At 64.2% G+C, this 23947-nt stretch carries 23 protein-coding genes and 1 pseudogene; 13 read left to right on the top strand and 11 right to left on the bottom strand.

Translation table 11 applies throughout. From position 1 onward, the window contains the following. Positions 1 to 91 precede the first annotated feature (91 nt). The 3 genes from M9952_00985 to M9952_00975 all read left to right on the top strand — a co-directional run bounded on the left by M9952_00985 (position 92) and on the right by M9952_00975 (position 3718). Positions 92 to 724: a class I SAM-dependent methyltransferase gene (locus tag M9952_00985; protein MCO5311506.1), complete on the top strand. Its 633-nt coding sequence runs from the start codon at positions 92 to 94 to the stop codon at positions 722 to 724. A 1292-nt stretch (positions 725 to 2016) separates the two neighbouring features. Further along, the gene (locus M9952_00980; protein MCO5311505.1) at positions 2017 to 2820 is read left to right on the top strand and encodes an AAA family ATPase; all 804 of its coding nucleotides are present in this window, start codon (positions 2017 to 2019) and stop codon (positions 2818 to 2820) included. After that, positions 2702 to 3718, top strand: a complete 1017-nt coding sequence (locus tag M9952_00975; protein MCO5311504.1) for a ParB/RepB/Spo0J family partition protein — start codon at positions 2702 to 2704, stop codon at positions 3716 to 3718. Before M9952_00980 ends, M9952_00975 begins: the two co-directional genes overlap by 119 nt. A 195-nt stretch (positions 3719 to 3913) precedes the next feature. Here M9952_00975 and M9952_00970 read toward each other — a convergent pair whose 3' ends face one another. The 10 genes from M9952_00970 to M9952_00925 all read right to left on the bottom strand — a co-directional run bounded on the left by M9952_00970 (position 3914) and on the right by M9952_00925 (position 13384). Continuing rightward, on the bottom strand, positions 3914 to 4879 hold the full coding sequence (locus tag M9952_00970) for a peptidoglycan-binding protein (GenBank protein ID MCO5311503.1): 966 nt from the start codon (positions 4877 to 4879) through the stop codon (positions 3914 to 3916). A 57-nt stretch (positions 4880 to 4936) separates the two neighbouring features. Further along, the gene (trxA, locus tag M9952_00965; GenBank protein MCO5311502.1) at positions 4937 to 5263 is read right to left on the bottom strand and encodes a thioredoxin; all 327 of its coding nucleotides are present in this window, start codon (positions 5261 to 5263) and stop codon (positions 4937 to 4939) included. 85 nt (positions 5264 to 5348) lie between these two features. After that, positions 5349 to 6197: an enoyl-CoA hydratase-related protein gene (locus tag M9952_00960; protein ID MCO5311501.1), complete on the bottom strand. Its 849-nt coding sequence runs from the start codon at positions 6195 to 6197 to the stop codon at positions 5349 to 5351. A gap of 24 nt (positions 6198 to 6221) precedes the next feature. Beyond that, complete coding sequence (gene trxB, locus M9952_00955; protein MCO5311500.1) at positions 6222 to 7178, bottom strand: thioredoxin-disulfide reductase; 957 nt, start codon at positions 7176 to 7178, stop codon at positions 6222 to 6224. After that, positions 7175 to 7486 (bottom strand): hypothetical protein, encoded by a 312-nt coding sequence (locus M9952_00950; protein MCO5311499.1) that lies wholly within the window; start codon positions 7484 to 7486, stop codon positions 7175 to 7177. Before M9952_00950 ends, trxB begins: the two co-directional genes overlap by 4 nt. 54 nt (positions 7487 to 7540) lie before the next feature. Continuing rightward, entirely contained in the window at positions 7541 to 8410 is an 870-nt protein-coding gene (locus tag M9952_00945) for a hypothetical protein (GenBank protein ID MCO5311498.1), read from the bottom strand. Beyond that, positions 8407 to 9015 (bottom strand): sigma-70 family RNA polymerase sigma factor, encoded by a 609-nt coding sequence (locus M9952_00940; protein MCO5311497.1) that lies wholly within the window; start codon positions 9013 to 9015, stop codon positions 8407 to 8409. The genes M9952_00945 and M9952_00940 overlap by 4 nt, the downstream gene beginning before the upstream one ends. Further along, positions 9012 to 10550 (bottom strand): protein kinase, encoded by a 1539-nt coding sequence (locus tag M9952_00935; protein MCO5311496.1) that lies wholly within the window; start codon positions 10548 to 10550, stop codon positions 9012 to 9014. Before M9952_00935 ends, M9952_00940 begins: the two co-directional genes overlap by 4 nt. 63 nt (positions 10551 to 10613) lie before the next feature. Continuing rightward, positions 10614 to 12602: a DUF6049 family protein gene (locus tag M9952_00930; GenBank protein MCO5311495.1), complete on the bottom strand. Its 1989-nt coding sequence runs from the start codon at positions 12600 to 12602 to the stop codon at positions 10614 to 10616. Between the two features lie 71 nt (positions 12603 to 12673). Further along, a complete protein-coding gene (locus M9952_00925; GenBank protein MCO5311494.1) occupies positions 12674 to 13384 on the bottom strand; it encodes a GNAT family N-acetyltransferase in 711 nt (236 codons plus the stop codon). A gap of 96 nt (positions 13385 to 13480) precedes the next feature. On the opposite strand from M9952_00925, the gene M9952_00920 reads away from it, so the two are divergent. Together M9952_00920 and M9952_00915 are read left to right on the top strand one after the other, a co-directional pair. Beyond that, positions 13481 to 14485 (top strand): histone deacetylase, encoded by a 1005-nt coding sequence (locus M9952_00920; protein MCO5311493.1) that lies wholly within the window; start codon positions 13481 to 13483, stop codon positions 14483 to 14485. After that, complete coding sequence (locus M9952_00915; GenBank protein MCO5311492.1) at positions 14482 to 15759, top strand: CCA tRNA nucleotidyltransferase; 1278 nt, start codon at positions 14482 to 14484, stop codon at positions 15757 to 15759. The genes M9952_00920 and M9952_00915 overlap by 4 nt, the downstream gene beginning before the upstream one ends. A gap of 18 nt (positions 15760 to 15777) precedes the next feature. Here the strand turns inward: M9952_00915 and M9952_00910 are convergent, their stop codons facing one another. Beyond that, the gene (locus tag M9952_00910) at positions 15778 to 16575 is read right to left on the bottom strand and encodes a class I SAM-dependent methyltransferase (GenBank protein ID MCO5311491.1); all 798 of its coding nucleotides are present in this window, start codon (positions 16573 to 16575) and stop codon (positions 15778 to 15780) included. Between the two features lie 126 nt (positions 16576 to 16701). Between M9952_00910 and M9952_00905 the strand changes: the two genes are divergently transcribed. From M9952_00905 to dnaB, 8 genes and pseudogenes are all read left to right on the top strand, one after another. Then, positions 16702 to 17106: a DUF5318 domain-containing protein gene (locus M9952_00905; protein ID MCO5311490.1), complete on the top strand. Its 405-nt coding sequence runs from the start codon at positions 16702 to 16704 to the stop codon at positions 17104 to 17106. Positions 17107 to 17250: 144 nt separating this feature from the next. After that, positions 17251 to 19350, top strand: coding sequence for a transglycosylase domain-containing protein (locus M9952_00900; protein MCO5311489.1), 2100 nt, complete (start codon positions 17251 to 17253; stop codon positions 19348 to 19350). Between the two features lie 139 nt (positions 19351 to 19489). Continuing rightward, positions 19490 to 20371, top strand: a complete 882-nt coding sequence (panB, locus tag M9952_00895; GenBank protein MCO5311488.1) for a 3-methyl-2-oxobutanoate hydroxymethyltransferase — start codon at positions 19490 to 19492, stop codon at positions 20369 to 20371. Between the two features lie 212 nt (positions 20372 to 20583). Then, positions 20584 to 20919 (top strand): 30S ribosomal protein S6, encoded by a 336-nt coding sequence (gene rpsF / locus M9952_00890; protein ID MCO5311487.1) that lies wholly within the window; start codon positions 20584 to 20586, stop codon positions 20917 to 20919. Between the two features lie 12 nt (positions 20920 to 20931). Further along, positions 20932 to 21414 (top strand): single-stranded DNA-binding protein, encoded by a 483-nt coding sequence (gene ssb, locus M9952_00885; protein MCO5311486.1) that lies wholly within the window; start codon positions 20932 to 20934, stop codon positions 21412 to 21414. Then, positions 21414 to 21656: pseudogene (gene rpsR, locus M9952_00880) on the top strand (30S ribosomal protein S18). Before ssb ends, rpsR begins: the two are co-directional and overlap by 1 nt. A gap of 158 nt (positions 21657 to 21814) precedes the next feature. Next, positions 21815 to 22267 carry a 50S ribosomal protein L9 gene (rplI, locus tag M9952_00875; GenBank protein MCO5311485.1) on the top strand — a complete coding sequence of 151 codons (453 nt, stop codon included), beginning with the start codon at positions 21815 to 21817 and terminating at the stop codon, positions 22265 to 22267. A gap of 240 nt (positions 22268 to 22507) precedes the next feature. Then, complete coding sequence (dnaB, locus tag M9952_00870) at positions 22508 to 23863, top strand: replicative DNA helicase (GenBank protein ID MCO5311484.1); 1356 nt, start codon at positions 22508 to 22510, stop codon at positions 23861 to 23863. Positions 23864 to 23947: the final 84 nt, after the last annotated feature.

The raw sequence follows: 23947 nt of genomic DNA, 5'->3' as shown, positions 1-23947 counted from the left end.
CCCGCTACTCACCTGCTGACGATGCCCCGCCTTGGCGGGGCATCGTCGCGTCTAGGGGTCGGCATACCCGTCGGGGTCGTAACATGGTCCAATGCCCGATGAACCACCCATCCCTGAATCGCTGCGGTCGGTGCTCGAGCGAAGCCGCTCACTCGGATTTCTCGGTCCTGGAGACATAGAACAACACGTCCGCAACGCCCGCTGCTTCGATCCACTGATTCCGCTCAACGCCGACGTGTTGGACCTCGGCTCCGGAGGCGGAGTACCTGGGCTTGTGTTGGCGGAGGAACGCGACGATCTACGAGTCGTGTTACTTGATGCGATGTCGAAACGCATCGCATTCTTGCGCGATGCAGTCCGGGTTGGAGCTTGGAACGAACGAGTGAGTACGCGATTGGGACGAGCTGAAGAGTTGGCCCACGACCCGACGCTGCGCGCAAGTTTCGACGTGGTCGTGGTCCGGAGCTTCGCCCCACCGGCCGTCACTGCCGAGTGCGGGGTTGGATTCCTACGCCCCGGTGGTGTGTTGTTGGTCAGCGAACCGACCGATCGCCGCGACCGTTGGCCGACGGAGGGCCTCAGTCAACTGGGCCTCGCTGCGGAGGCTGGGATCAACTACAAGCACACAAGGATTCAAGCACTGCGTCGAGTTGCGCCTCTCCCGGACAGCTACCCCCGCGGGGTTGGGGTCCCGGCACGCCATCCCCTCTTCGAGAGCCACTGATTCGCGGACAGCCGAATTCGGGATCGTTGAGAACAGACGACTCTCGGCACACACATCGGTGCAGTGGTACCGCAGAGCGAATCGTGCAGACGCGAGGCGGTGCGACTGTTCCACGTGGAACATCTCTGACTACCCGAAACAGAACCCTCAGAGCGCTCGGATTCTGATAGCCGAGGTGCTGGGCGGCTTGCCTCCTGGACCACACGTGCCGAACAACCACGCCTGAATGGTGGTTGTGTTGTGGGTCAGGTCCTTGACCGACAGTGAGGAAGTTGCGGACGAATACCATGACCTCGCGGCAACGTCGCGTTTGGAGTTGGAGGGGACCTCAACACAGGACAGTCCTAGGCGCGGAAGCATGCGGGGACGCGTGGAGGTTCCGAGGTGGCGGAGCCACCGAGTGGACAACGAGCGGGTCGTGCAGGGAACCAGCCTCTCGGCCCGACGGTACGATCGAGGCGACCATCGCAGACCGATGTTGCTCAGGAAAGGCGGGTCCTGAACGGCGGGGTCTGTGACTCGGATTTGAGATCAACACCAGGCGACGAATCGGAGATCACCAACCGAGGATCGCGCAATGACCTCCGTCGACCTCAGAGTTGGCGGTGAATGTTCCACGTGGAACATCGGCTTGGTGAGCAGGGTGTGAGGCACACGGCTCCTCTGAGGGTCCTTGACTCGCGACGTCTGAGGGGGAAGTATGTCTACGCGCGGCAGGGGTTGCCCGGCCACGCGTGAACCATCCGTGGGGAGCAATCTTGACCAACGATCAGTCTCCGAGCGATTTCGGGTGGCGTCGAACCTGGGAACGCCCGGTCCCGACCTCCGAACCCGACACCGATTCCGATACAGAATCAAACCCGGCGCCACAGTCGTGGGTGCCACCTTCAGATCCTTCTCCCGTGCCCGCAGAGCCGGAGCCGGCGGATCTGGGCGCTTCAAGCACACTCTCGGAATCGGCCCCGCAGCCTCTCGGCCGGGTTCCACTCCCGATGTCTGAGCCTCGTGAGGACGTGGTACTGGAGACCGTGACGCGAGAGACGGCCGGGGGTTGGGCACCGCCTGTCGTGGAACGACCGTCAACGGAGTCGCCGACCGAGCCGGTGTCGACACCGGACTTCCGGACGACGACGCCGTTCGTTGCTCCTGACGCTCCAACGATGTACCAGGCGCCACCGTCGATCGGGCCGGTGCCGGAATACGAGGCCGTGGTGGTGGAACACCATGGAGGAACGCTGGTACTCGACCCAGAGGCCGAGGATGCTGACCCAGACGCACCCGCACCACCGGTCATGGAGCCTCCAGTGGAGGACGACCGGCCGAGACGACCACTTCCGCGCGTCGTTGCCATCGCGAATCAGAAGGGTGGCGTCGGCAAGACCACGACGACAGTGAATCTCGGGGCGGCTCTCGCTGAAGACGAACACCGCGTGCTGGTGATCGATCTCGACCCCCAAGGCAATGCGACGACGGGTTTGGGAATCAACTCGCGCGTTCTCGACTACAGCATCTACGACGTTCTCCTCGCTGATGTACCACTCGAGGACTGCGTTGAGTCGACCGCGGTGCGCAACCTGTTCATCGCCCCCGCGTCACTTGACCTCGCCGGGGCGGAGATTGAGTTGGTGCCGGTGATGAGTCGCGAGTTGCGGCTTCGCAACGCGATTCATCAGGTCCGCGACGACTACGACTACATTCTGATCGACTGTCCACCCTCGCTAGGACTGTTGACGGTGAACGCGCTTGCGGCGGCCGACGAGGTGATGGTTCCGATTCAGTGCGAGTACTACGCCCTGGAAGGTCTGGGTCAGCTGATTCGGAACATCAACCTCGTTCAGAAGAATCTGAACACATCGCTTGAACTCAGTTCGATTGTCTTGGTGATGTACGACGGTCGGACGAAGCTCGCCGAGCAGGTGTCCGCAGAAGTCCGCGAGCATTTTGGCAGCGTCGTGTGTCGTAACGTGATACCGCGAAATGTCCGGTTGTCGGAGGCGCCGTCATACGGTCAACCGATTACGACCTTCGACCCGAGTTCGCGTGGAGCCGTCGCCTATAGAGAACTGGCCAGGGAGGTCCATCGTGTCTCGTCGTAGTGGATTAGGTCGAGGGCTCGAAGCGCTCATTCCGACCGAGAGCGCGGCGAGCGCAACCGCAGCTGAAAGCTCACAGGCTCACGGTTCAGTTGAGGGTCTGCGAGAACTTCCCGTCTCGAGTATTGAGGCGAACCGTCATCAGCCACGTTCGGTCTTCGACGAGGAGCAGCTCAGCTCGTTGGTGGAGTCTGTTCGATCGCTCGGCGTGCTGCAGCCGATCTTGGTGCGACCGGGAGAGAATCCGGGTCAGTTTGAGTTGATTGCCGGCGAGCGCCGCTGGCGTGCGGCTCGCCGCGCCGGACTTCAGACCATCCCTGCGATTGTCCGCACGGTGGAAGAGTTGGGTGCACTCGAGCAGGCGGTGGTCGAGAACCTCCATCGGCAGGACTTGAATCCACTCGAAGAGGCGGCTGCCTACCAGCAACTGATCGACGACTTCGGGTTGACCCAGGAGCAGGTGTCGCACCGGGTGGGTAAATCGCGTAGCGCCGTTACGAATCTGCTGCGGCTCTTTCAGCTTCCTCCCGTGGTTCAACGCGCGGTCTCTGACGGGGAGTTGTCGGCCGGCCATGCGAAGGTCCTCCTGTCGACCCCCGATCGCGCGTACCAGGAGGCGCTCGCGAAACGTATCGTGGCGGAGGACCTGTCAGTGCGGGCGACCGAGGAGATCATCCGCCAGCGGGAGGAGGTCGAGTCTCAACTCGGTGGTGGGTCGAAGAACCCGTCCCCGAAGAAGCTCCGACCCCCCGGGCTCCTCGAGTTGGAAGAACTGCTTTCCTCACGGCTTGACACTCGAGTGAAGGTCGAGATGGGCGCGAAGCACGGCAAGATGCAGATCGAGTTTGCCAACCTGGAAGACCTTGAGCGCATCTACCGAATCATCGCATCCACGTCCTGATCAGGGTTGAAGATGAGGTAGTACTAGAGCCTGAGGGTTGAACCACTCACCTTCATCCACAGGTTGTGGGTAAAACTGGGGATAAAGCTGACCCGTCAGTTCAGGTTGATGTCGTTTCGCTGTGCTTCACTCAAGCCCAGCTGGTGGGTTCACGCCGCTGTGATGGATCCAGCTCGTGGCACTCTTGCCACGGCGCTAGTCGTGATCGCGTGAGACCCACAGCCGTAGACTCCGCCCGACGGCTGCGACAAGAAGCGAACTCTGTTCGGTCACGTCCTCGCTCGGGCCGAGGCGGAGGCGGACGGTGGGGCAGCGGGTTTCGCGAAGTATCGGGAGCCTCATCGCCTGAGCGACGCAGGGTCCCCAGGCGGGGTTCTGGGGAAGCTGACGCAGGAGCGTCTCTGCGAGAGCGCGGCCGGCGTGAGACTCGAACCCGTCGGTTCCGAAGTACGCCAGATCCAAGACCGACTCGTACACAAGTTCGATTGCGATGCATACATCGGCCCGGACGTTGTTCGTGTAGGCGGCGAGATCTGACCAGTCGTGGGCGGTTTGGACCGATACAGATGCTGAGGAATCGCTGAGCGATGATGCGATCGCTCCGGTCAATTGCGGATCGTCCCCCAGCGCGACGACCGCGATGTGAAGGCCGCTGAGATCGGTGGTACGTCTCGACAACGACTCTCGTTCACGTAGACCGGCGACGGAGAGATTTCCCATCCTGGAGGACAGGCGGTTCAGCTGTGCGACCGTGTCTCTGGCGCAGACTCCGTCGACGACGAGATCAACGTTGCGTTGAAACTCGCAAAGCGCCTGTTGGGTGTTCGGGCCGAAGATTCCATCTACCCGTCCGGCGTCGAATCCCAGGGAACCGAGGCGCAATTGGAGCCAGGAGACATCTTCACCACGAAGCATCGGTGAGGTGAGATAGAGCGGCCGGTCGCCGAAGCTGTAGGTGGCCTCGTCGAGCGCGCCCAAGGTGACAGGGTCGACCTCCCCGGTGACGTCGAGTCCACGCGAGCGTTGAAATGCTGCGATGCCGTCGCGCAGGACGGCATCGTCGGGCGTTCCCGTGGTCGGAAGCATGCCGAGACGTTGGAGACGGTCGGTGAGCTCGGCGCCGGTGAGGCTGGTATCGGTGCTCATCGGTCGTGGCGACATGTTGGTACCTCAAGGCGTCGGCGTCGCCGGTGGCGACGACACCGACCGACAATGAGATTACAGGTGTGCCGAGAGCTCCTGGACGAGCTGCGCCTTGCCCTTTGCCCCAACGAGTTTGAGCTCAGGCTGACCGTCCTTGAACAGGATCATCGTGGGAATGCTCATGACATCGAACTGACGAGCGAGCGTCGGATTCGCGTCGACATCGACCTTGACGATTTTGAGTTGGTCAGCCTGTTCGTCGGCGATCTCCTCAAGAATGGGGGCAACCATGAGGCACGGCTTGCACCAAGTCGCCCAGAAGTCCACGAGTACGGGTACCTCTGAGGATCCAATTTCCTCGGCGAACGTTGCCTCAGTGAGTTGTGCGAGTCCCTCTGCCATCGGTGGTCCTTTCGTTGGGGGGATCGATTGTCAACAACAACCGTCGGGGCGGAACCATTCCGTATCGCCCGATGTTGGCCGCGGTCTACCAGCCCTTGAACTGCGGGTCGCGCCGCTGAGCGAAGGCAGCGAGGCCTTCTCGGCAGTCCTCGGTGTTCGTGATCGCTTCCTGAAAGATCGCTTCGTCGTCGAATGACTGTTCGCGACTGGATTCAAAACTCCGGTTCGTCAGCCGTTTCGTGTAGGCGATGGATCGGGTCGGAAGTGCCGCGAGCCGTTGGGCCAACTCGTCGACCGTGGCGGCGAGTTCATCGGTCGGTACGACTCGATTGACCAAACCGATCCTGTCGGCCTCGGCGGCGTTCACGTCGCCGCCGAGGAACATGAGTTCCTTGGCTCGGTGCAGACCGACGAGTCGCGGCAGGAGGTAGGCACCTCCGGCGTCAGGCATGATCCCGCGTCGGATGAACGCTTGGATGAACTTCGCACCTTCGTCCATCACGACGAGATCGCACGCCAATGCCAGCTGAGCCCCGCCGCCGGCGGCGGTCCCGTTGACCGCAGCGATGACTGGCTTTTCGCAGTCGAGTACCGACGCCACAAGGCGCTGCCATCCGCGCCGGATGAGGCGAGCGGCATCGCCAGGGGCCCGGTCTGGAGCGTCTTCGGGGCGTTGGGGCCCGGGCTTTTGTGGCCCGCCGAGATCTGCCCCGGTGCAGAAATGACGTTCGCCTGCTCCTCGAAGAACCACCGCTCGGACCTTTAGGTCCTCAGAGGCCTCGTCGAACCGTTCGGTGAGCCGATCGCGCATGTCAGCGGCGAGAGCGTTACCTCTGTTCGGGGCGTTGATGGTGATGCGGGCGATTCCGTCGGCGAGTTCGTAGTGGATGAGCGCGTCGACGTCGCGTACCGCGTCGGTGTCGTTGTCAGACATGTGTGCCTTCAGGGTCGGTGAGGATCAGGCGATGGACTCGAGCCACCGCTCGGCATCGATGGCGGCGCTACAGCCCGAGCCGGCCGCGGTGATCGCTTGTCGGTAGTAGTCGTCCTGAACATCGCCGCAGGCGAACACACCTTCGACGCTGGTCTTGGTGCTCTTCGCCTCGGTGACGATGTAGCCGTTGTCCTTGAGTTCGAGTTGACCGCGGAACAGATCGGAACCGGGCCGGTGACCGATCGCGACGAAGATTCCGGCGAAGTCGATGTCTCGCTCCTCGCCGGTCTTGAGGTTCTTCACGCTGACCGATTCGACGGAGTTCTCACCGTTGATATCGGTGACCACGGTGTCCCACATGAACTCGATCTTCTCATTGGCATGCGCACGGTCCTGCATGATCTTGCTGGCGCGCAGCTCGTCTCTACGGTGGATGATCGTGACCTTCGAGGCGAACCGGGTGAGAAACATCGCCTCTTCGAGCGCCGAATCGCCGCCGCCGACCACCGCGATTTCACGGTCGCGGAAGAAGAATCCGTCACAGGTGGCACAGGTCGAGAGGCCGCGGCCGATGAGACGCTGTTCGGCTTCGAGCCCCAGCATCATCGACTGGGCGCCGGTCGAAACGATGACGGCATCGGCGGTGAGGGTGGGTTCGGCGTCGGTGGCGCCGACCCAGATTTTGAAGGGGCGTTCGGAGAAATCGACCTTGGAGGCTTTCACCGTGCGAATGTCGGCACCGAATCGCAGCGCTTGGGCGCGCATGTTGCTCATCAATTCAGGTCCGGTGATGCCATCGGGGAAACCGGGGAAATTCTCGACGTCGGTGGTCAACATGAGTTGCCCGCCGGGTTGATCGCTGGTCGAGGAGGGCTCACCCTCAAGCACGACGGGATGAAGGTTCGCCCGTGCCGTGTACACAGCGGCGGTCAACCCCGCTGGTCCGGAACCGATGACGACGACCTCACGATGCTCACTCATTTGGGGAACCTCATTCGCATGACGGCGAGACCGGCGACGCTGAACAGCACGCCGAGTCCGAGATACAGCGTCCAGACGGGGCCTGGAAGCAACGACAGCGCTCGACCCAACATGATCAGCCCGATGGTCGCGACGATCATGATCACGAACAGGGCGATGAGACCGAAAACCACACCGCGGGCGGCGTTGAGCACCGGACCGGTGGTCTTGTCGCGGATCGAGTCGACGACGTCGACGACGAGTCCGGTGACCTGATCGGTCCAATCGGGCTCCGAGGACGTCGGTGGGGTCACCTGAGGGCTGGCCATAGCGAGTGACTCTACGCAATCAGCCGATGGGGCTGCTACAACACCACCGAACCGTCAGTGTCGAACGGTCGTGCAATCGTCCAGATTGAGGGTGATGAGGCGACCGTCGGACTGGTCGATCCAGGCGAGATGTCCGACTCCGGCAACGGTTCCGTAACTCAGCAGCGCTGGATCGACGACGCCGGCGATTGAGGAGGCATCGCAGTTGGTCGGATTCGACCCAGGTCCACCTGACGTTGCATCCGCTGCGTCGGATGGAGTGGTCTGGGGAGCGCCGGTTGGTGCGGCTTCGTTCGCGGTGGTCGAGTCGCGGAACCCGTCGTCGAGGGAACCAGACTCCTGGGCGTCGGTGTCGGCCGAGGTTGGCGTCGACATGGCCGCAGCGGCGAAGCCCTCGAGGGTTGCGAAGTCGCCGAGTTGCCGTTGGCCGAGCGCCCGGGACGCTTCCTCGGTCGATTCGGCACCCCCAGCGGCGTCAGGAACCGGCGGCGGGGCAGTAGCTGGTGCGTGTGCTGTCCCGTCGGCCGCGCCGTCCCCGGATGACTTGTCGGCGGTCGCCTCTTTTTGGGGGTTGGAGTCCGCCCGGTCGGCGAGGTCATCGGAGCGACCGGTGTTCGTCACGAGGATCGCCGCAGCGAGACAGCCGATGAGGAGGGCTGCCACCGCCGCGAGCAGACGCGTTGAGCGCGTCGAACCCGGCCGTCGCTGCGATCGTTGTTCGGCGAGGTCGATCGACTGCGAACCGGACGAATCACCCAGTTCCTCGGCCTTGTTCAACGCGCGCATCGCGAGTGCAACATGTCGATCCCGGTCGGAGTCGCTGAACTCCTCCGATGAGCGCAGCACCGCAAGGACCCGCTCATTGAGCAGGTCGTCGGCGCGAGCCCGATCGTCGCTCGGTGTGGAATCGGGTGAAACGGTCATAGGACATCACCTTGGACGTCGGCGGCGTCGAATTGGTTCCCCGCCCGCAGCGCTGCCGCCAGGTGACCCTTGGCACGGGACAGGCGCGAGCGCACCGTACCGATCGGAACACCGAGGGCAGCGGCGATCTCGGCGTAGTCCATCCCGACGGTTTCACGCATGACGATGACGGAGCGGAACTCCGGTTCGAGATCGTCGAGGGCGGCCTCGATCACCATCCGGTCGGTGATCGAATCGGAATGCGGCGTCGACCGGTCGACGATGACGACGTGGTCGAGGTCGACGGACGTACCGCGACGTTGCCGGCGCCGCAGCTCGTCGAGCGAAGCGTTGGTGGCAATGCGATACGCCCACGTGGTGACCGACGCTCGTTGGTCGAAACCCTCGATGCCGCGGGCGACGTTGATCATGGCGTGTTGGGCGGCGTCGTCGAAGTCGGGCCCACAGATTCGGCGACATACCGTCGCGATCCGTGCGTGAAGTGCGCCGAGCAACTCTTCGAGCGCCCGCCGATCCCCCTGAGCGCTGCGGCGTGCGAGATCCTCCAGTTCCGCGTCTTCGTCGCGGAGCGGAACGCTCGAGGCGGCCTCGGGCTTTCGGTTCATGCAGCCGACCTTCCGATGACGGCGACCTCGGACAGCGCGACCTGATGGCGGCCCTGTTCGACGGCGGATAACTCCGTGATCCAGACCGTGACGAAGCGGCCCGAAGTGCCGTCGAGCGGGATGCCGATCGGTGAGGAAGTCATCGCTATCGGCCGGCTGGGTCCGGGAATTTCCCCCGCGATTCGCGGGTCGGTTTCGGTCACCGCGACGGAACCGACCCAGCCGGTGGACCCGTTGAGTTGCAGTTCGGAAAGCTCGTGACTGGTGCCGAGGTCGATGATGAGACCGACGCCGGACTTGGTACCGAAGTCGCGTGCTTCGTAGCGCTCGGTGTGCCAGGCCGAATCAAGATCGCCATCGCCGAGGTTGGAAGTCTCCTCGTCGTGTTCGGTGCCGTCGCCTTCGGGGTCGAAGGTCGACACCGAGGCGATCTCGACAGGTCCGATTTCCGAAGGCGGGGAGGTCGTGGTGGAGGTGATCTTGGTGGTCGAGGCCGATGTGGCCAGTAACGCGACCACGAGGACTGGTGGCGCGACGAGGAGCAGCGTGGTCACCAGGGTGCCGATGACGGATCGCCGGCGGGGTACGGTGTTGACGGATTGTCTCGGGACCGTCGGCCTATCGGGTCGGGTTTCGCTGGCGATCGACGTCGGTGCCGGGTTGAGTTGCGCGTTGAGTACCGCGCGGTGGGGGTCCCTGGCAGCGTTGCGCAGGGCGGTGAGAAAGTCGGCGGCCGACTGGTGCCGGCGATCGGGTGACTCCTCGAGATTGCGCATGATCACCGACGCCAGGCCGGGGGACACACCCTGTTCTGTGAGGTCGCGCGGGGCTTCATGTAACCGGGCGAGTGCGACGGCGGCAGGGTCGCCACCGACGAAGGGCGCACGACCGGTGAGCGCCTCATAGGCGACGGTCGCAAGCGCGTAGAGGTCGGCGCGACGATCGACGGGACCCGATCGCACCTGTTCCGGAGCCAGATAGGCCGCGGTGCCGATGATGGTTCCGACCACGGTCAGATCTGCGTCTTCGGGACCTTTGGCGATTCCGAAGTCGGTCAATTTGGGCGTGTGGGATCGGGTCACGAGGATGTTCGCCGGCTTGATATCTCGGTGCACGATGCCGTTGCGATGGGCGTGGTCGAGCGCCATGGCGATGCCGTCGAGGAGTTCGACGAGTTCGGGTTCGGCGAGCGTCTTGCGTTCATCGAGGAGTTGTCGAAGGGTGACCCCGTCGACGTATTCCATGACGATCGCCTGGATGGCGCCGTCGAAGACGGTGTCGTAGACACCGACGATGTTGGGATGGGCCAGCGCGGCGATCGCGTACGCCTCCCGACGGAATCGCTCGACCGAAGCCGGATCACTGATCAGATGCTGATGAAGAATCTTCACCGCGACGACTCGGTTGAGCACCTGGTCGGTAGCACTCCACACCTGGGCCATTGCGCCCGCGCCGACGTTCGCCCGCAGTTCGTAGCGACCTCCGATGAGGAGGCCGGGTGAGGCGAGAACTGGTCCTCGTGACTCCGAGTTCACGCGTGTGAGGCTATCGGGGCGCTTCAGTGTCGGTCCGGCGCCGGGTGGGTGACGGTCCCGGGTTCACCGTTCGTCGGGTTGATCGGCCGGCCTTTTGCGGTGCGGAGTTCGTAGCCACCACACCACTAGGAAGATGAGTGCTCCGCCGGACAAGACCAGACCGACCCCACTGAATGCCGTAGAGCGAATGTGCTGGCGTGTCGAAGCGATCACACGAGTCGACTCGGGCGCGAGTACCTCCGCCTCCATCGTGAACTGCCCGGAAGTCAACACCTCGACCCGGATGGGAATGGGATTGACCCCGGGTTCCAGGCTCAGCGCCTGAACGTCGCCGTCGACGAAGTTCATTCTCGAACTCTTCAGGCGTAGCCGGACATTGATGGGGCGGTCGAGGTCGTTGACGACCCGTAATGGAATGGTGGTGTTGCGCTCAGTCACGTTGAGCGCGCGGGGCTTGGAGACCGTGATGGCGCCGAGCGCCTGGTTCATCTCGTCGATCACGTCGTTGAGCATCCCAGCCTGGACCGATGGCTCGATCCGACGGTCGAGTGACCGTTGCACGACGTTGGAGATTCGGCGGGCATCGTCGGTGCCGGAGCCGATGATCGTGGCGTAGTCGTCGATGAGCGCCCGGGCTTCAGGGACGACCGACGCCACCGACGCCACCGACGGCGAGTCGACGGGTGTCACCGTCGGTTGGCCTTGATCGGTGCTGGTGAGTGGCGACAGGGTGTTCAACTGGTCGGGAAGGACGAGTTCGACGGCGGCGCGTATCGGTGGGTCGCCCGTCGGTTGGCGTGTTGTGGTGGTCGTCGAGTTGGTGTCGGCCGACGCGTCGATCGGGTGCTCAAGCGCGTCGGTGCCTTCAGCGACATCGCGGTAGAGCGCGGCGACGACGTCCGGATCCACATCGTCGCCGACGACGATCGAGGCGCCGCGGGGCTCTTGGCCCGCCAGATGCGCTGTGCTGAACAGCGTGAGAAGTCGATGGGCGGCGAGGACGGAGTCGCGGAGGTCGCCCGACAACAGGTCGGCGACCACGGGGTCGGTCACGAGGGCGGACATGGGCGGACTCGACGCGAGCTGTACCGGTCGTGTGTATCCCGACTCGCCGGTGGGAGCGGTGAAGCCCGTGATGCGTCCGTCGTCGAGCGAAACGATGCGGTAGCCGAGCCGTGCCAACAACGGGAGCGCCTGCGTGCCGACGGTTGCGCCATCAAACCACATGGTTCGCTGTGTCGCACTGACGCCGAGTGCACTCAACGCTTGTGCTCCGTCGAGCAGGGAGGTTCGCACGAGTTGCGCAGCGTCGATTTTCGCCCAGGCTTCCAGGTCGAGGTCGGCCCACGGGCGTTCGACGGTCGAGGCACTGGTGAGGGCGTCCATGAGGCGCGGCGGCTGTGCATCGGACGGGGCGGTGACCAGGAGTTGTGGCGAGATCGACACCGCTATCGGCGCGCCCGCGGCGTCTTCGATGAGATCTCGATAGCGCTGCAGGGTTCGTTCGACCGCCGCCGTGTCGTCGATCGTGCCGGACTCATCGGAGCCGATCGGCCCGGACAGGTTCGCCACGACGGCCAATTGAAACGGTGTGCTTTGACGTTCTGGGGCCGGCAGTGCGTTGAGTGAAAGTTGGGTCTCATAGATCACCGAAGACCCGGACCGGATCGTGACGTCGACCGCATAGGTGCCCGGCCCGGGGATCAACACCGCGCCCGAGCGGCGAGTGGAGCGGGCGCGAATCGGGATGTCGAGCAGCACGCGGTCGCCTTGGATGAGATCGGCAACGTCCACGGTGGTGTTGGCGTGCAACACGTTCGTTCGGGCGGTGCCGTTCCACAGGTCGATCAACTGCTCTCGACGGTCGGACTCGGTGCCGGAAACCGGTTGGCGGATGCGATAGGTGAGCTTGGCGCCCTCAGGGAAACCATCGGCGTCGAAGACGGCCCGAAACGTGCCGCTTTCGGTCACCCAGGGTGTCACCGACTCGAGTTGAATGGCCGACGTCGACGGCTCGGTGCCTTCGCCCTCTGGAATCGGCTGCGCGCCCACGGGTGAGGGGTACAGGCAGGTGACAGCGGCGATGATCGCCGCCACGCGCCATAACGCACGAGATGAGCGCCTCATTCGCCCGGCCACTGCAGGACGGTCAGGTGTTCGTCGACCATGTTGAACCCGAGGCGGAGGTACAGCCGTAAGGCCGCGGCGTTGGACTCCTGGGTGTTCACGAGCATGAATCGACCGTGACGATCGCGAAGCCAGTGCAGCGCATCGAGCACGAGGGCTGTACCGATTCCGCCGCCGCTGCGGACCGGATCGACGGCGAGTCGCTGAAGGTAGCCGACCTCGCCGGAGCGTCCGGTGACCGCGTAGCCGAACACGTCGCGATCGCTGGCGACGCGAAAGCGCACCGACGCCGTCGCGTTGAGTGCCTCGTCGAGCCCGTCGCTTCCCAGAGCCCAGAAACGTTCGAAGGCTCGTTCGTCGACGTCGAGGACGACCCGACGGTCGCGTCGACGTCCGCGACGCAGCAGCCGAGCACCTGTTCGGTCGATCGGTGGGAGGTTGCCGAGTTCGTGGCGCAGCACGTGCAGCCGTTCGCGCCGAACGAATCCGGCCGCCTCGAACACGTGGGCATCGGAACCGCGAAGCGCGGAGGTCACGGCGGCCCGGTACCCCAGTTCGCCGAGCTGCTCCAGGCATTGGGTGACGGCGTACGGGTTGGTCAGCTGGTGCGCGGACGGCGCCACCGTGATGTAGGCAACGTCGGGGTGCTCGTGCCACGGGCCGACGGTGAAGCGGTCGCTGCCGACGTTGAGCGTTCGACGTGTCATGTCGGGTGGGGGCCTCGTGCGCGGTTGGGTCGTCGGTGCAGGCGATGTGCGCCAGCAGTTCCCGGAGGGAACCCAGCCATCGTACGCTGGTGGCCGATGTTGGTCTTGGTCACGGATCCGAGCTCGGTCGACCATCAGACCGGCCGCTATCACCCCGAGTCGCCGCGGCGCTACGACTCGGTGATGTCGGCGGCGCGTTCGCCGATGGTGCGTGACGCAGTTCTGGTGGCAGCGCCGCGTGCGGCGCGACCGATCGAACTGGCGAAGGTTCACGACGAGGCAATGCTCGAACGCCTCGAACACATCCGCGGGCACCATGTTCAACTCGATTCCGACACGGTCGCCTCACCTCACTCGGTCGACGTAGCGGTTCGCAGTGCCGGAACCGGGTTGACGGCGATCGATCTGCTCGATTCCGGCGCGGCGGTGGCGGCTTTTTGTCTGTCTCGTCCTCCCGGCCATCACGCGACGCGGGCACAATCGATGGGGTTTTGCCTCCTGAACAACGTGGCGGTGGCCGCAGTCGCGCTTCGCGACCGTGGCGATCGCGTGGCGATCGTCGATTTCGATGTCCATCACGGCAATGGCACCCAGGACATCTTTTATGACGATCCGAACGTCTTGTATGTGTCGTGGCACCAGTCTCCGCTGTACCCACACACGGGACGTCTCGATGAGATCGGCGGGCCGAACGCGCTCGGGGCCACGGTCAACGTGCCGTTGCCTCCCATGGTGACGGGAGCCGCGTACTACGAAACCCTGGATCGCGTGATCGGACCGCTGATCGAACGGTTCGACCCGACGTGGCTGCTGTTGTCGGCGGGCTTTGACGCTCATCGCGATGACCCGTTGAGCGACATGGGCTTGAGCTCAGGCGACTTCGGTGAGTTGACGATGCGCCTGATGCAGGTGGTGAAGCCACGCCACACGATCGCGTTTCTCGAGGGCGGCTACGACCTCGACGCGTTGACCTTGAGCGCGGAGGCGACGATGGCGGCGCTGTTGGGTCTTCGCCATCACCCTGAGGCACCGACCTCGAATCACGAGTTCGATCCGAACGACCTCATTCGAATGATCGAGACGACACAGGGATACCAATGACCTCGCCGCTCGACGAGGTCACCGCCCTCTCGACCCCGGCAGCCACCGAACTCTTCGAACAGTGCCGACCGCTTGGCGAAGCGTTCGCGACCGCCGGGTACCGTCTCTACATCGTCGGAGGCAGCGTTCGCGACCTGTTGCTGGGTGATACGAGTGTCGAGCCCGACCTCGACTTCACCACCGACGCGCTGCCCTCGGAGTCCAAACGGTTGTTGGCTCCGTTGGCGCAATCGTTGTGGACACAGGGTGAGCGTTTCGGCACCATCGCTGCGCATGTCGATGATCGACTCGTCGAGGTGACGACGCATCGCGCCGAGTCCTATGAGCCCGACAGCCGTAAGCCGAATGTGGCCTACAGCACTGAGGTGGCGGTCGATCTGGGTCGTCGCGACTTCACGATCAACGCGTTGGCGATCGAGGTGACTCAACCAGAACCGGCGCTCATCGATCCATTCCACGGGCTCGCGGATCTGTGCGCTCGTCGTCTTGCCACGCCGCTGTCGCCTGAGGAGTCGTTTTCTGACGACCCGTTACGGATGATGCGAGCGGCTCGATTCGTCGCCCGGTTCGATCTCGTCGCCCAGCGGGAGCTCGTCGATGCCGTCGAGTCGATGCACCACCGTCTTTCGGTGGTGAGCGTCGAGCGGATTCGCGACGAGTTCGAAAAGCTGCTGTCGTTGCGCGATCCGCAGCGTGGCCTTGCGTTCCTGATCGACCACTCGCTGGCCGATGGCTTTGTGCCCGAACTCACCGAATCGGTGCTCGGGCGTATCGACTGGTCGTTGTTGCGCCGTGACCCGCACGTTCGCCTCGCGGCCATCCTGGCGGTCGACCCGCGAGTCGACGCCACCGCCCGGCTACGGCGTCTGCGCCATTCGAAGACAACGGTGCAGCGAGTCGGTGGCGTTGTTCGCGGGGTGCGAACCCTGATCGACCACGCTGGGCCCTGGAGTGCGGGCGATGTGCGACGTTTCGTGGCCGGTCGCTTCGACCTGGTTGGCGACATCGTCGAGGTGGCAGGCGCGCTCGGCGCCGCTGGAGCGACGGAACTCGACTCGGCGATTCGGGAACTGTCCGTTCGGGAGAACCTTGCGGAGATGTCGATTCCGATCGACGGTCGCGGGGTGATGGAGGACCTGGGCTTGGCGGCGGGACGACAGGTCGGTGACGCCTTGGCTCACCTGACGGCCCACCGTCTTGAGGTGGGTCCGTTTGATCGTGCCGAGGCGACCGAGGTGTTGCGTGAATGGCTCGCCCGGCGGTCGGAGTCATAACCGCCCGGGGTGCCCCGGTTACGTTCCGAGCTTGCGACCTCGGTAGATGGCGGTCGCCGGGATGTAGTCGTGGCGCGGAGCGCGAAACACGTCGCCGTCAGCGGAGCCCATCGGTGGTTCGAGCACGGCGTCGACGTGAAAGCTCGAGCGGGTCAGGGCGGTGACGATGTCGGCGGTGTGGTGAGGCTCGACGGGAATCTGTTCAGGTCCGACGAATATCCGCGAGTCGTCGAACGCCGACCGGGTCAGGGTCGGCGGACCTTCGTTCGGCGACGAGTCGTGGGTGAGGAGTTCGAGCGGGTGGGGCAGCGACACCACGAGGGGCGCCTCGGTGCGCAGGAGTCGGTGCACCTGGCGAAAAACGCGGGCGACGTCGACGACGCGCGCCAGCGAATAGACCGCGAGACACCCATCGAGACGATCGGCACGAACGTCGGCGAGTTCGGCGAGGTCGCTGTGGCGAAACTCGACCCGTACCCCTGCGGTGTCGGCGTTGGCCCTCGCGACGGCGAGGCGTTCGGCCGAGGAGTCGACGACAAAAACGCGCGCACCGCGGCGAGCGAGGGCGATGGCGTTGGAACCGTCGCCCGCCCCGAGTTCGAGGATGCGCTTTCCTTCGGGGGTACCGATCAGCCGGTCGAGCGCCTCGTCGGCGAGGCCGGGACCGAACCGAACCCGTGTCGGATTGAACGGTGCGCCCACGGGGTAGGTCAGGGTGCTCAGCGATGTCTCGGGCACGGAGGCGGCCACGACCTCCGGCGGTTCATTCAGGTTTCCCGCGGAGGGGTGACGTCGTCGTTGAGGTCGTTGAGCCACGTTCTCACTTTGCCCGATGGAACCTGCTCGGTCGGGGACCCCTCGCCGATCGGCGGCGTCGTGCGATGACACGGTCCTCAGGTTCGGCGCCGTGGTCGTGTCAGTGAGGGTCGGTAGTCTTGCGGGGTGCAGTTTCCCCAGTCGCGTGGCCATGGCCGCCCGGGTGCCCATCCGGGCACGGTCGACTATCGACTCGACCGTCGACGGTTGCTTCGCGCCGTGAGGGCCGGCGAGGTCGATCGCGAAGAGGTGTGCGATGCCCAACTGGAGTTGTTGCGAGTCGGTCGCGACTACTCCACCGCCGCACCGACGCCGTGCCCACTGTGCGCGACGCGCAAGTTGCGCCACGTACGGTTCGTGTTCGGCCCGCGGCTGCCCAAGGAGGGGCGGGCGATCAACTCCAAACGAGAACTCGAACGACTGTCGCAACGTACGGGCGAGTATCGCTGCTACCTCGTGGAGGTGTGCATGTCGTGTCGCTGGAACCACCTTCTGAGCGCGTCGCCGCTCGGGGCACAGCGAAGCGCCTAGACGCTCGTGTCCGAAGATTCGCGACGTCCGTCCGGGCCCCCGAAGCGCCAGGCCTCCAAAGGTTCGCGGCCCGCGCCGTCAACACCGCCACGCCGCGGCCGGGCGTCGCCGACGCGTCGTCGACCGGTCGGCGCAACCGGATGGGTGCGCCGCATCAGCTTCGCAGCGGTGTTGGTGCTGGTCGCGGCGGTCGGTGGGGCCTTCGCATTTCTCAACTCCGTCGACGTGCCCGATGTCGAACGCAACATCAAGACCACCTCGTTCGTGTGTCTCGGCGACGTCGCAGATGGTGAATGCACCGCGGCGAACTCAAAGGCGCAGTTCTCTGAGGGTGGGAACAAGCGAATCCAGATAGGAATCGACGAGATCTCACCCAATCTGATCAATGCCGTGGTCGCTGCGGAGGACCGATCCTTCTTCGAACATGACGGCGTCGACCTCTTCGGCATCGGTCGGGCCGCGTATCGCGGAATCGTCGGGTCTGCGTCCCGGCAGGGCGCATCCACGATCACCCAGCAGTACGTGAAGATGGTGTACCTGTCCAACGAACGGACCTACACGCGAAAGCTGCGCGAGGCGGCGATCGCGTTGAAGATCGAACGCACGATGTCCAAGCGGGAGATTCTTGAGGCGTATCTCAATGAGGCCCCGTTCGGGCGTGGTGCGGTCGGTATCGAGGCGGCGGCCCGCTCGTATTTCGACAAGGACGCTGGTTCGCTGTCGATCTCGGAGGCCGCCTATCTCGTGGGATTGTTGCGTGCGCCGAGTTATGCCGATGAGCCGACCGATCCGTCGAAGCCCGACGAGGCCACCGAGGCGAAGCGCCGCCGCCGCACGGTGCTCGTGGGCATGCGGGAGTTGGGCTACATCACCGACGAAGAATTCACCGCCGCCGATGCAGAAGCGTTCGAGGATCACGTGTTGGCGTCGGCGCCGAGCTTCGACGGCACGCAGGTGCGTGCGGATTTCGAATCGATGGGCGGTCGCTACATCATCGACTGGGTGCGCAAGCAACTCATCGAGGATGAGACGGCGTCGATGTACCTCGGGAGCTCAGCGCTGTATGGCGGCGGTCTTCGCATCTACCTGACGGTCGATGAACGGCTGCAATACACGGCGCAACTCGCCACCCAACAGGTGCTCACGGCCTACCCCGGACCGAGCGCCGCGCTGATGTCGGTCGATGATCATGGTCAGGTGAAGGCGATGATCGGGGGGCAGGATCATGCGGCCTCAAAAGTGAATCTGGCGCTCGGTAAGGCCGGCGGTGGTTCGGGGCGTCAACCCGGTTCGACGGCGAAGATGTTCGCGCTGGCCGCGTATGTTGCTGCCGGCCATTCGGTCACGTCGCAGTTCTGGTCCCCGCCGTTGATCGAATACCCGAACGTGCTCGAGGGCGACAAGCCCTACCCGGTGCGGAATTTCAACGACGAGGATCTGGGGCTGTTGACCGTGCGGGAAGGCACGATCCATTCGGCCAACACGATGTTCATTCAGATCATGGAAAAGATCGGGGTGAAGGCCTTCGCCGAGATGGCCAAGAAGTTGGGGTTGCTGGAGGATCCGAAGCCGGAGCTCGGGGCGGTGCTCGGCACCTCGGAAACGTCGGTCTATGAGTTGCTCACCGCGTACTCGACGATCGCGAACGGAGGCGAGCGGTTCCGACCCCACATCATTCGTCGAGTCGAGGACGCCGATGGGAACGTGCTCTATGACGCCGCGACCGACGCCGCCTACGGGCCGGAACGGGTCATCGAGGAGGGTGTGGCCCAGACGGTGGCCGGTGTGCTCAAGGGCGTGATCACCGGAGGCACCGGCAAGGGTGCCCAGATCAAGGCGGCCGCCGCGGGCAAGACCGGTACGACCGACAACAGCGTCGACGCCTGGTTCGCAGGGTTCAGCTGCAAGGTCTCCACGGTGGTGTGGTTGGGGTTTGCCGAGTCTCAGACACCCATGGTCGACCCGTCGACGGGCAAAGGGGTGACCGGCGGCGGGTTGCCGGCACAGATGTGGAAGACCTACATGAACAACGCGGTCGACGGTCAGCCGGGCTGCGATTTCCCGAACGTCGATTACGGGACGGTCGTCGATCCGCCCGATGAGCGGTTCGCTCCCACGACCACGACGACGGCTCCACCGGAAATTCCGCCCGAATCCGCACCGGTCACGACTCCCGGTGCCACAGTGGCGGCGCAGCCGGCGGCCCCGGCGGGCGAGAGCGCGGGCGCGGCGACGGATCCCTGAGCAGCGACGGGGGGAGAACCTCGACGTGGAACCGGACGAGCAAAATCACCCCTAGCGCTGACAGGTCAAGTCGTTTTAGAGTGCGTTTATCGGCCGGTAGCTGAAGGGCACCGGACCTCATAACCAGGAGGTGCTCACCATGAGCCTTTCACCCAACACCGAGTCTCGCCGACCCGTCACCGTTCCCGCGGTCGCGTCCACGAAGGTGCGCAACGGTGCTGATCCCATGGTCATGGTCACCGCCTATGACGCCCCCGGGGCGCGCATCGCCGACGCGGCCGGCGTCGACATGATTCTCGTCGGCGACTCGCTCGCAATGGTGGTGCTCGGTTACGACGACACGCTCCAGGTCACCGTGGCCGACATGGCCCATCACGTCGCCGCGGTCGCTCGGGCCAAGCCGAAGGCGCTCATCGTGGGGGATCTGCCATGGATGAGCTATCACGTCTCGGCCTCGGAGACCGTGCGCAACGCTGCGGAGTTGATTCGTGCGGGTGCCCAGTGCGTGAAGCTTGAGGGCGGAGTGAAGCGCGTGGCGATGATCGAGGCGATCGTCGATGCCGAGATTCCGGTGATGGGCCACATCGGTCTGACGCCGCAGTCGGTTCATGCCATGGGCGGGTTCAAGGTTCAGGGCCGCGAGTCGCAGGCGGCACTGCAATTGATCGCGGATGCGAAGGCGTTGCAACACGCCGGGTGTTTCGCGATCGTGATCGAGGGAGTCCCCGACGAGGTAGCGGCGATGGTGACCGACGCGCTCGACGTTCCGACCATCGGAATCGGAGCCGGGCCGCGTTGTGACGGCCAGGTCCTCGTCTATCACGACATCTTGGGCATCGAGGATCGGATGTTGCCCAAATTCGTCCGCCGCTATGCCGACATCTCCGGTGCATCCGTCGACGCGATCGAGGCCTTTGCCGCAGATGTTCGCTCCGGAGCATTTCCGAATGCGGAGGAGAGCTATCACCTCAGCGCCGAACAGGCAGAAGCGATGGCGTTGTACGGGAGTGTGCCCGCCTGAGTCGAGGCTCGCGGCGTCGCTGTCGGTGGTTCCGGCAATGATGGGCACCAGGAAGCACGTCACCGTTTCGTCGAATCATTCGTCGAGGTCGTCACCGAATTTTTGGCCGACCATTCCCGGCGAGTAGTCTCGACCAGTCTGTTCACAGACACCCTGCCCCGGACCGTCCGGGGCCCTCGGCCTGCCGAGGTCCACAGGGAGGTACCTCATACATGCGCGCTTATGAACTCATGGTGATCATCGACGGCGACGTCGAAGACGCTGGAGTCACCGCCGTCAACACGAGGGTTGCGGAACTGGTGGAAGCCGATGGCGGCTCGATCGCCAAGACGGACCTGTGGGGCCGTCGTCGCTTCGCCTATCCGATCAACCACAAGAACGAGGGCATTTACGTCGTGTTCGAAATCTCGACTCCGGCGTCCAACCTCGACGAACTTGACCGCTTCCTGCGTCTCGCGGACGACGTTGTCCGCCACAAGGTGATCCGGCTGCCCGAGGACGAGGCTGAGCGACGTGGTCTGCTCGGCTCAGCCGCAGCCGCAGACTAAGGAGCTTCAGTCATGGCCAATGGAAACAATGTCGACCTCGTCGGCAATGTCACTCGCGACCCGGAACTTCGTTTCACCCCCTCGGGGCAAGCGGTCGCCACGTTCGGCCTCGCCGTCAACCGTCGTTGGCAGAACCGACAGAACCAGCAATGGGAAGAATCGACGTCGTTTTTCGACATCGTCTGTTGGGGCCAACTCGGTGAGAACGTCGCCGAGAGCGTCGCTCGCGGTACTCGCTTGATCGTGACCGGTCGTCTCGAGCAGCGATCCTGGGAAAGCCAGGAAGGCGAGAAGCGATCAAAAATCGAGGTCATCGCCGACGAAGTCGGCCCCAGCCTGCGCTGGGCGACCGCATCTGTCATTCGAAACGAGCGTCAAGGCGGCGGTTCGTTCGATGGTGGCGGTGGAGGAGGCGGCGGTTCGTTCAACGCCGCACCCGCACCCACACCGAATGCCCCTGCTGCCACCTACGACTACGAAGAGGAGCCGTTCTGATGAAGCCCAAGCGTTCCACCAAGCCTCGCGACAACGCGCGACGCGGTGGCAAGAAAAAGGTCAGCCCGCTCGTTTCCGAGCAGATCGAGTACATCGACTGGAAGGACGTCAACCTTCTTCGTCGATTCGTCTCGGACCGTGCCAAGATCCGCGCCCGTCGGGTGAGTGGTAACGACACCCAGCAGCAGCGCGAGATCGCCCGGGCGATCAAGAACGCCCGCGAAATGGCGTTGTTGCCGTACACCAGCCGAGTCACCACTCAGCGTGGTGGCCGCGGTCGTGACGGCGATCGCCGTGGGCGCCGCAACGAGGAGAGCCCCGAGTTCGAGGCGATCGAGAACGAGGATGCAACGGCTGAGTCCGAGGCCGCCGAGGAGTCACAGACGGCGGAGGCAGCGGAATGATCAACGTGAAACTGGTACTTCGCGACAACGTCGACGGCCTCGGTAAGCGTGGCGACGTCGTCGAGGTGGCTCCGGGCTATGCCCGCAACTATCTCGTTCCCCGCGGCATGGCAATCGTGGCCAACGATGGCATCGAGGCTCAGGCCGAGGCGATGCGACGGTCGGCTGCCCTGAAGGACAGCCGCGATCGCGAGCAGGCCGAGGACGTGGCAAAGGGCCTCGTGAGCCGCACGATCACCATCAAGGCTCGCGCCGGTTCCGGTGGCAAGTTGTTCGGTTCGATCACCCAGACCGAGATCGTCGCGGCGATCGCGGATCAGGCTGGAATTGAGATTCCTCGCAAGGCGGTTCGCCTCGACGAGCACATCAAGAACACCGGCGATCATTCGGTGCAGGTTCGCCTCCACCACGACGTCGAGTTCCCGGTGTCGATCCAGGTCGTTTCCTGATCCACCGCATCGCTCGGTAGATCCGAGCGAGCACACTCCGACGAAGGTGTCCCGCCGGCGTTGCCGGTCGGGGCACCTTCGCGTTTACGCGCCCTCACTGTCGGTGGTCACTGTCAGACTTGTCCCCAGCTCCTCCCCAAGAGAAACCACGGAATTTCGCTGAGTTCCACCAGAAATCCCCAACATTTCCCCGCGACATCCACTGGCTCCTCACAGCCCACCAACGACAGGCTGGTATCGATGGTGAACACCTTTTCCCCACCCCCCGGCGACAGCAGAGTCCCACCGCACAACCTTCAGGCGGAGGAGTCGCTGCTGGGCGCGATGCTGTTGAAGCAGGCCGCCATCTCCGAGGCCGTTCAGATCGTCGACACCGTCGATTTCTACAAGCCCGCTCACGGGCACATCTTCGACGCGATCTCGGCGTTGTACGCGGCGGGCGAACCGGTCGATCCGGTCACCGTTGCCGCCGAACTCAAACGGGCGAACCTGCTCGACGCGATCGGTGGCCCGGCGGTGTTGTTGTCCTTGCAGACCAGGACACCGGCGGTGTCGAACGCGGCGCACTACGCCCGCCTGGTCGAAGAGAATTCACTCCTGCGCCGGCTCGTGTCGACCGCCACCGAGATCGCCGAGCTCGGGTACCAACCGCTCGACGATGTCTCCAAGACTCTCGATGCGGCCGAGTCGATGATGTACGAGGTGGCGCAACGGCGGGTGAGCGACACGATGGTCGAGCTGCGCGACCTGCTCGACGCCAGCCTCGACCAACTCGAACAGCTCTACGAGCGTGGCGACCAGATCACCGGCACCCCATCGGGATACACCGAACTCGATGAGCTCACCGCCGGGTTGCAACCCAACGCGCTCATCGTCGTGGGTGCCCGGCCAGCGATGGGCAAGACCTCGTTCGCGCTCGGTGCGGCGGCGAATGCGGCGTTGCGGTCGAGTCGTCCGGTGCTCTTCTTCTCTCTCGAGATGGGCCACTTGGAGCTCACCCAGCGTATTTTGGGATCGGAGGGGCGCATCGATGCGACGCGGCTTCGCAACGGCCAGCTCAACGAACAGGACTGGTCGAAGATCTCGCGTGCGATGGCCCGTCTCGGCGATGCCCCGTTGTGGATCGACGACAACCCGAACCTGACGATCATGGAGATTCGTGCCAAGGCCCGTCGCCTCAAGTCGAAAGTCGGCGACCTCGGCCTGATCGTCATCGACTATCTCCAACTGATGAGTGGGCGGGCCAATGCCGAGAGCCGCCAGGTGGAGATCTCGGAGATCTCGCGTGGTCTCAAGATTCTGGCCCGCGAACTCGAGTGTCCGGTGATGGCACTGTCTCAGTTGTCGCGTGGTCTCGAGAGCAGAGCCGACAAGCGCCCGATGTTGGCTGACCTGCGCGAGTCGGGGTCCATCGAACAGGACGCGGACGTGGTGATGTTCGTGTATCGCGACGAGGTCTACGACCGCGATTCGCCAGACAAAGGCACCGCCGAGATCATCGTGGCCAAACACCGCGCCGGCCCCACCGGCGTGTGCCGGTTGGCTTTTCTCGACTACTGCACCCGCTTCGAGAACATGGCGAAGGCCGCTCCGTAACCTCAACGCCGACGCGACGAACTGCCGGCGATCGACGAATCGGTTCTGGATGGTTGAGCCGTACACGAACAAAGCGAAGGGCCG

Source organism: Microthrixaceae bacterium (assembly GCA_023957975.1).
Lineage (GTDB): Bacteria > Actinomycetota > Acidimicrobiia > Acidimicrobiales > Microtrichaceae > JAMLGM01.
This window is presented reverse-complemented; position numbering and strand designations above follow the sequence as displayed.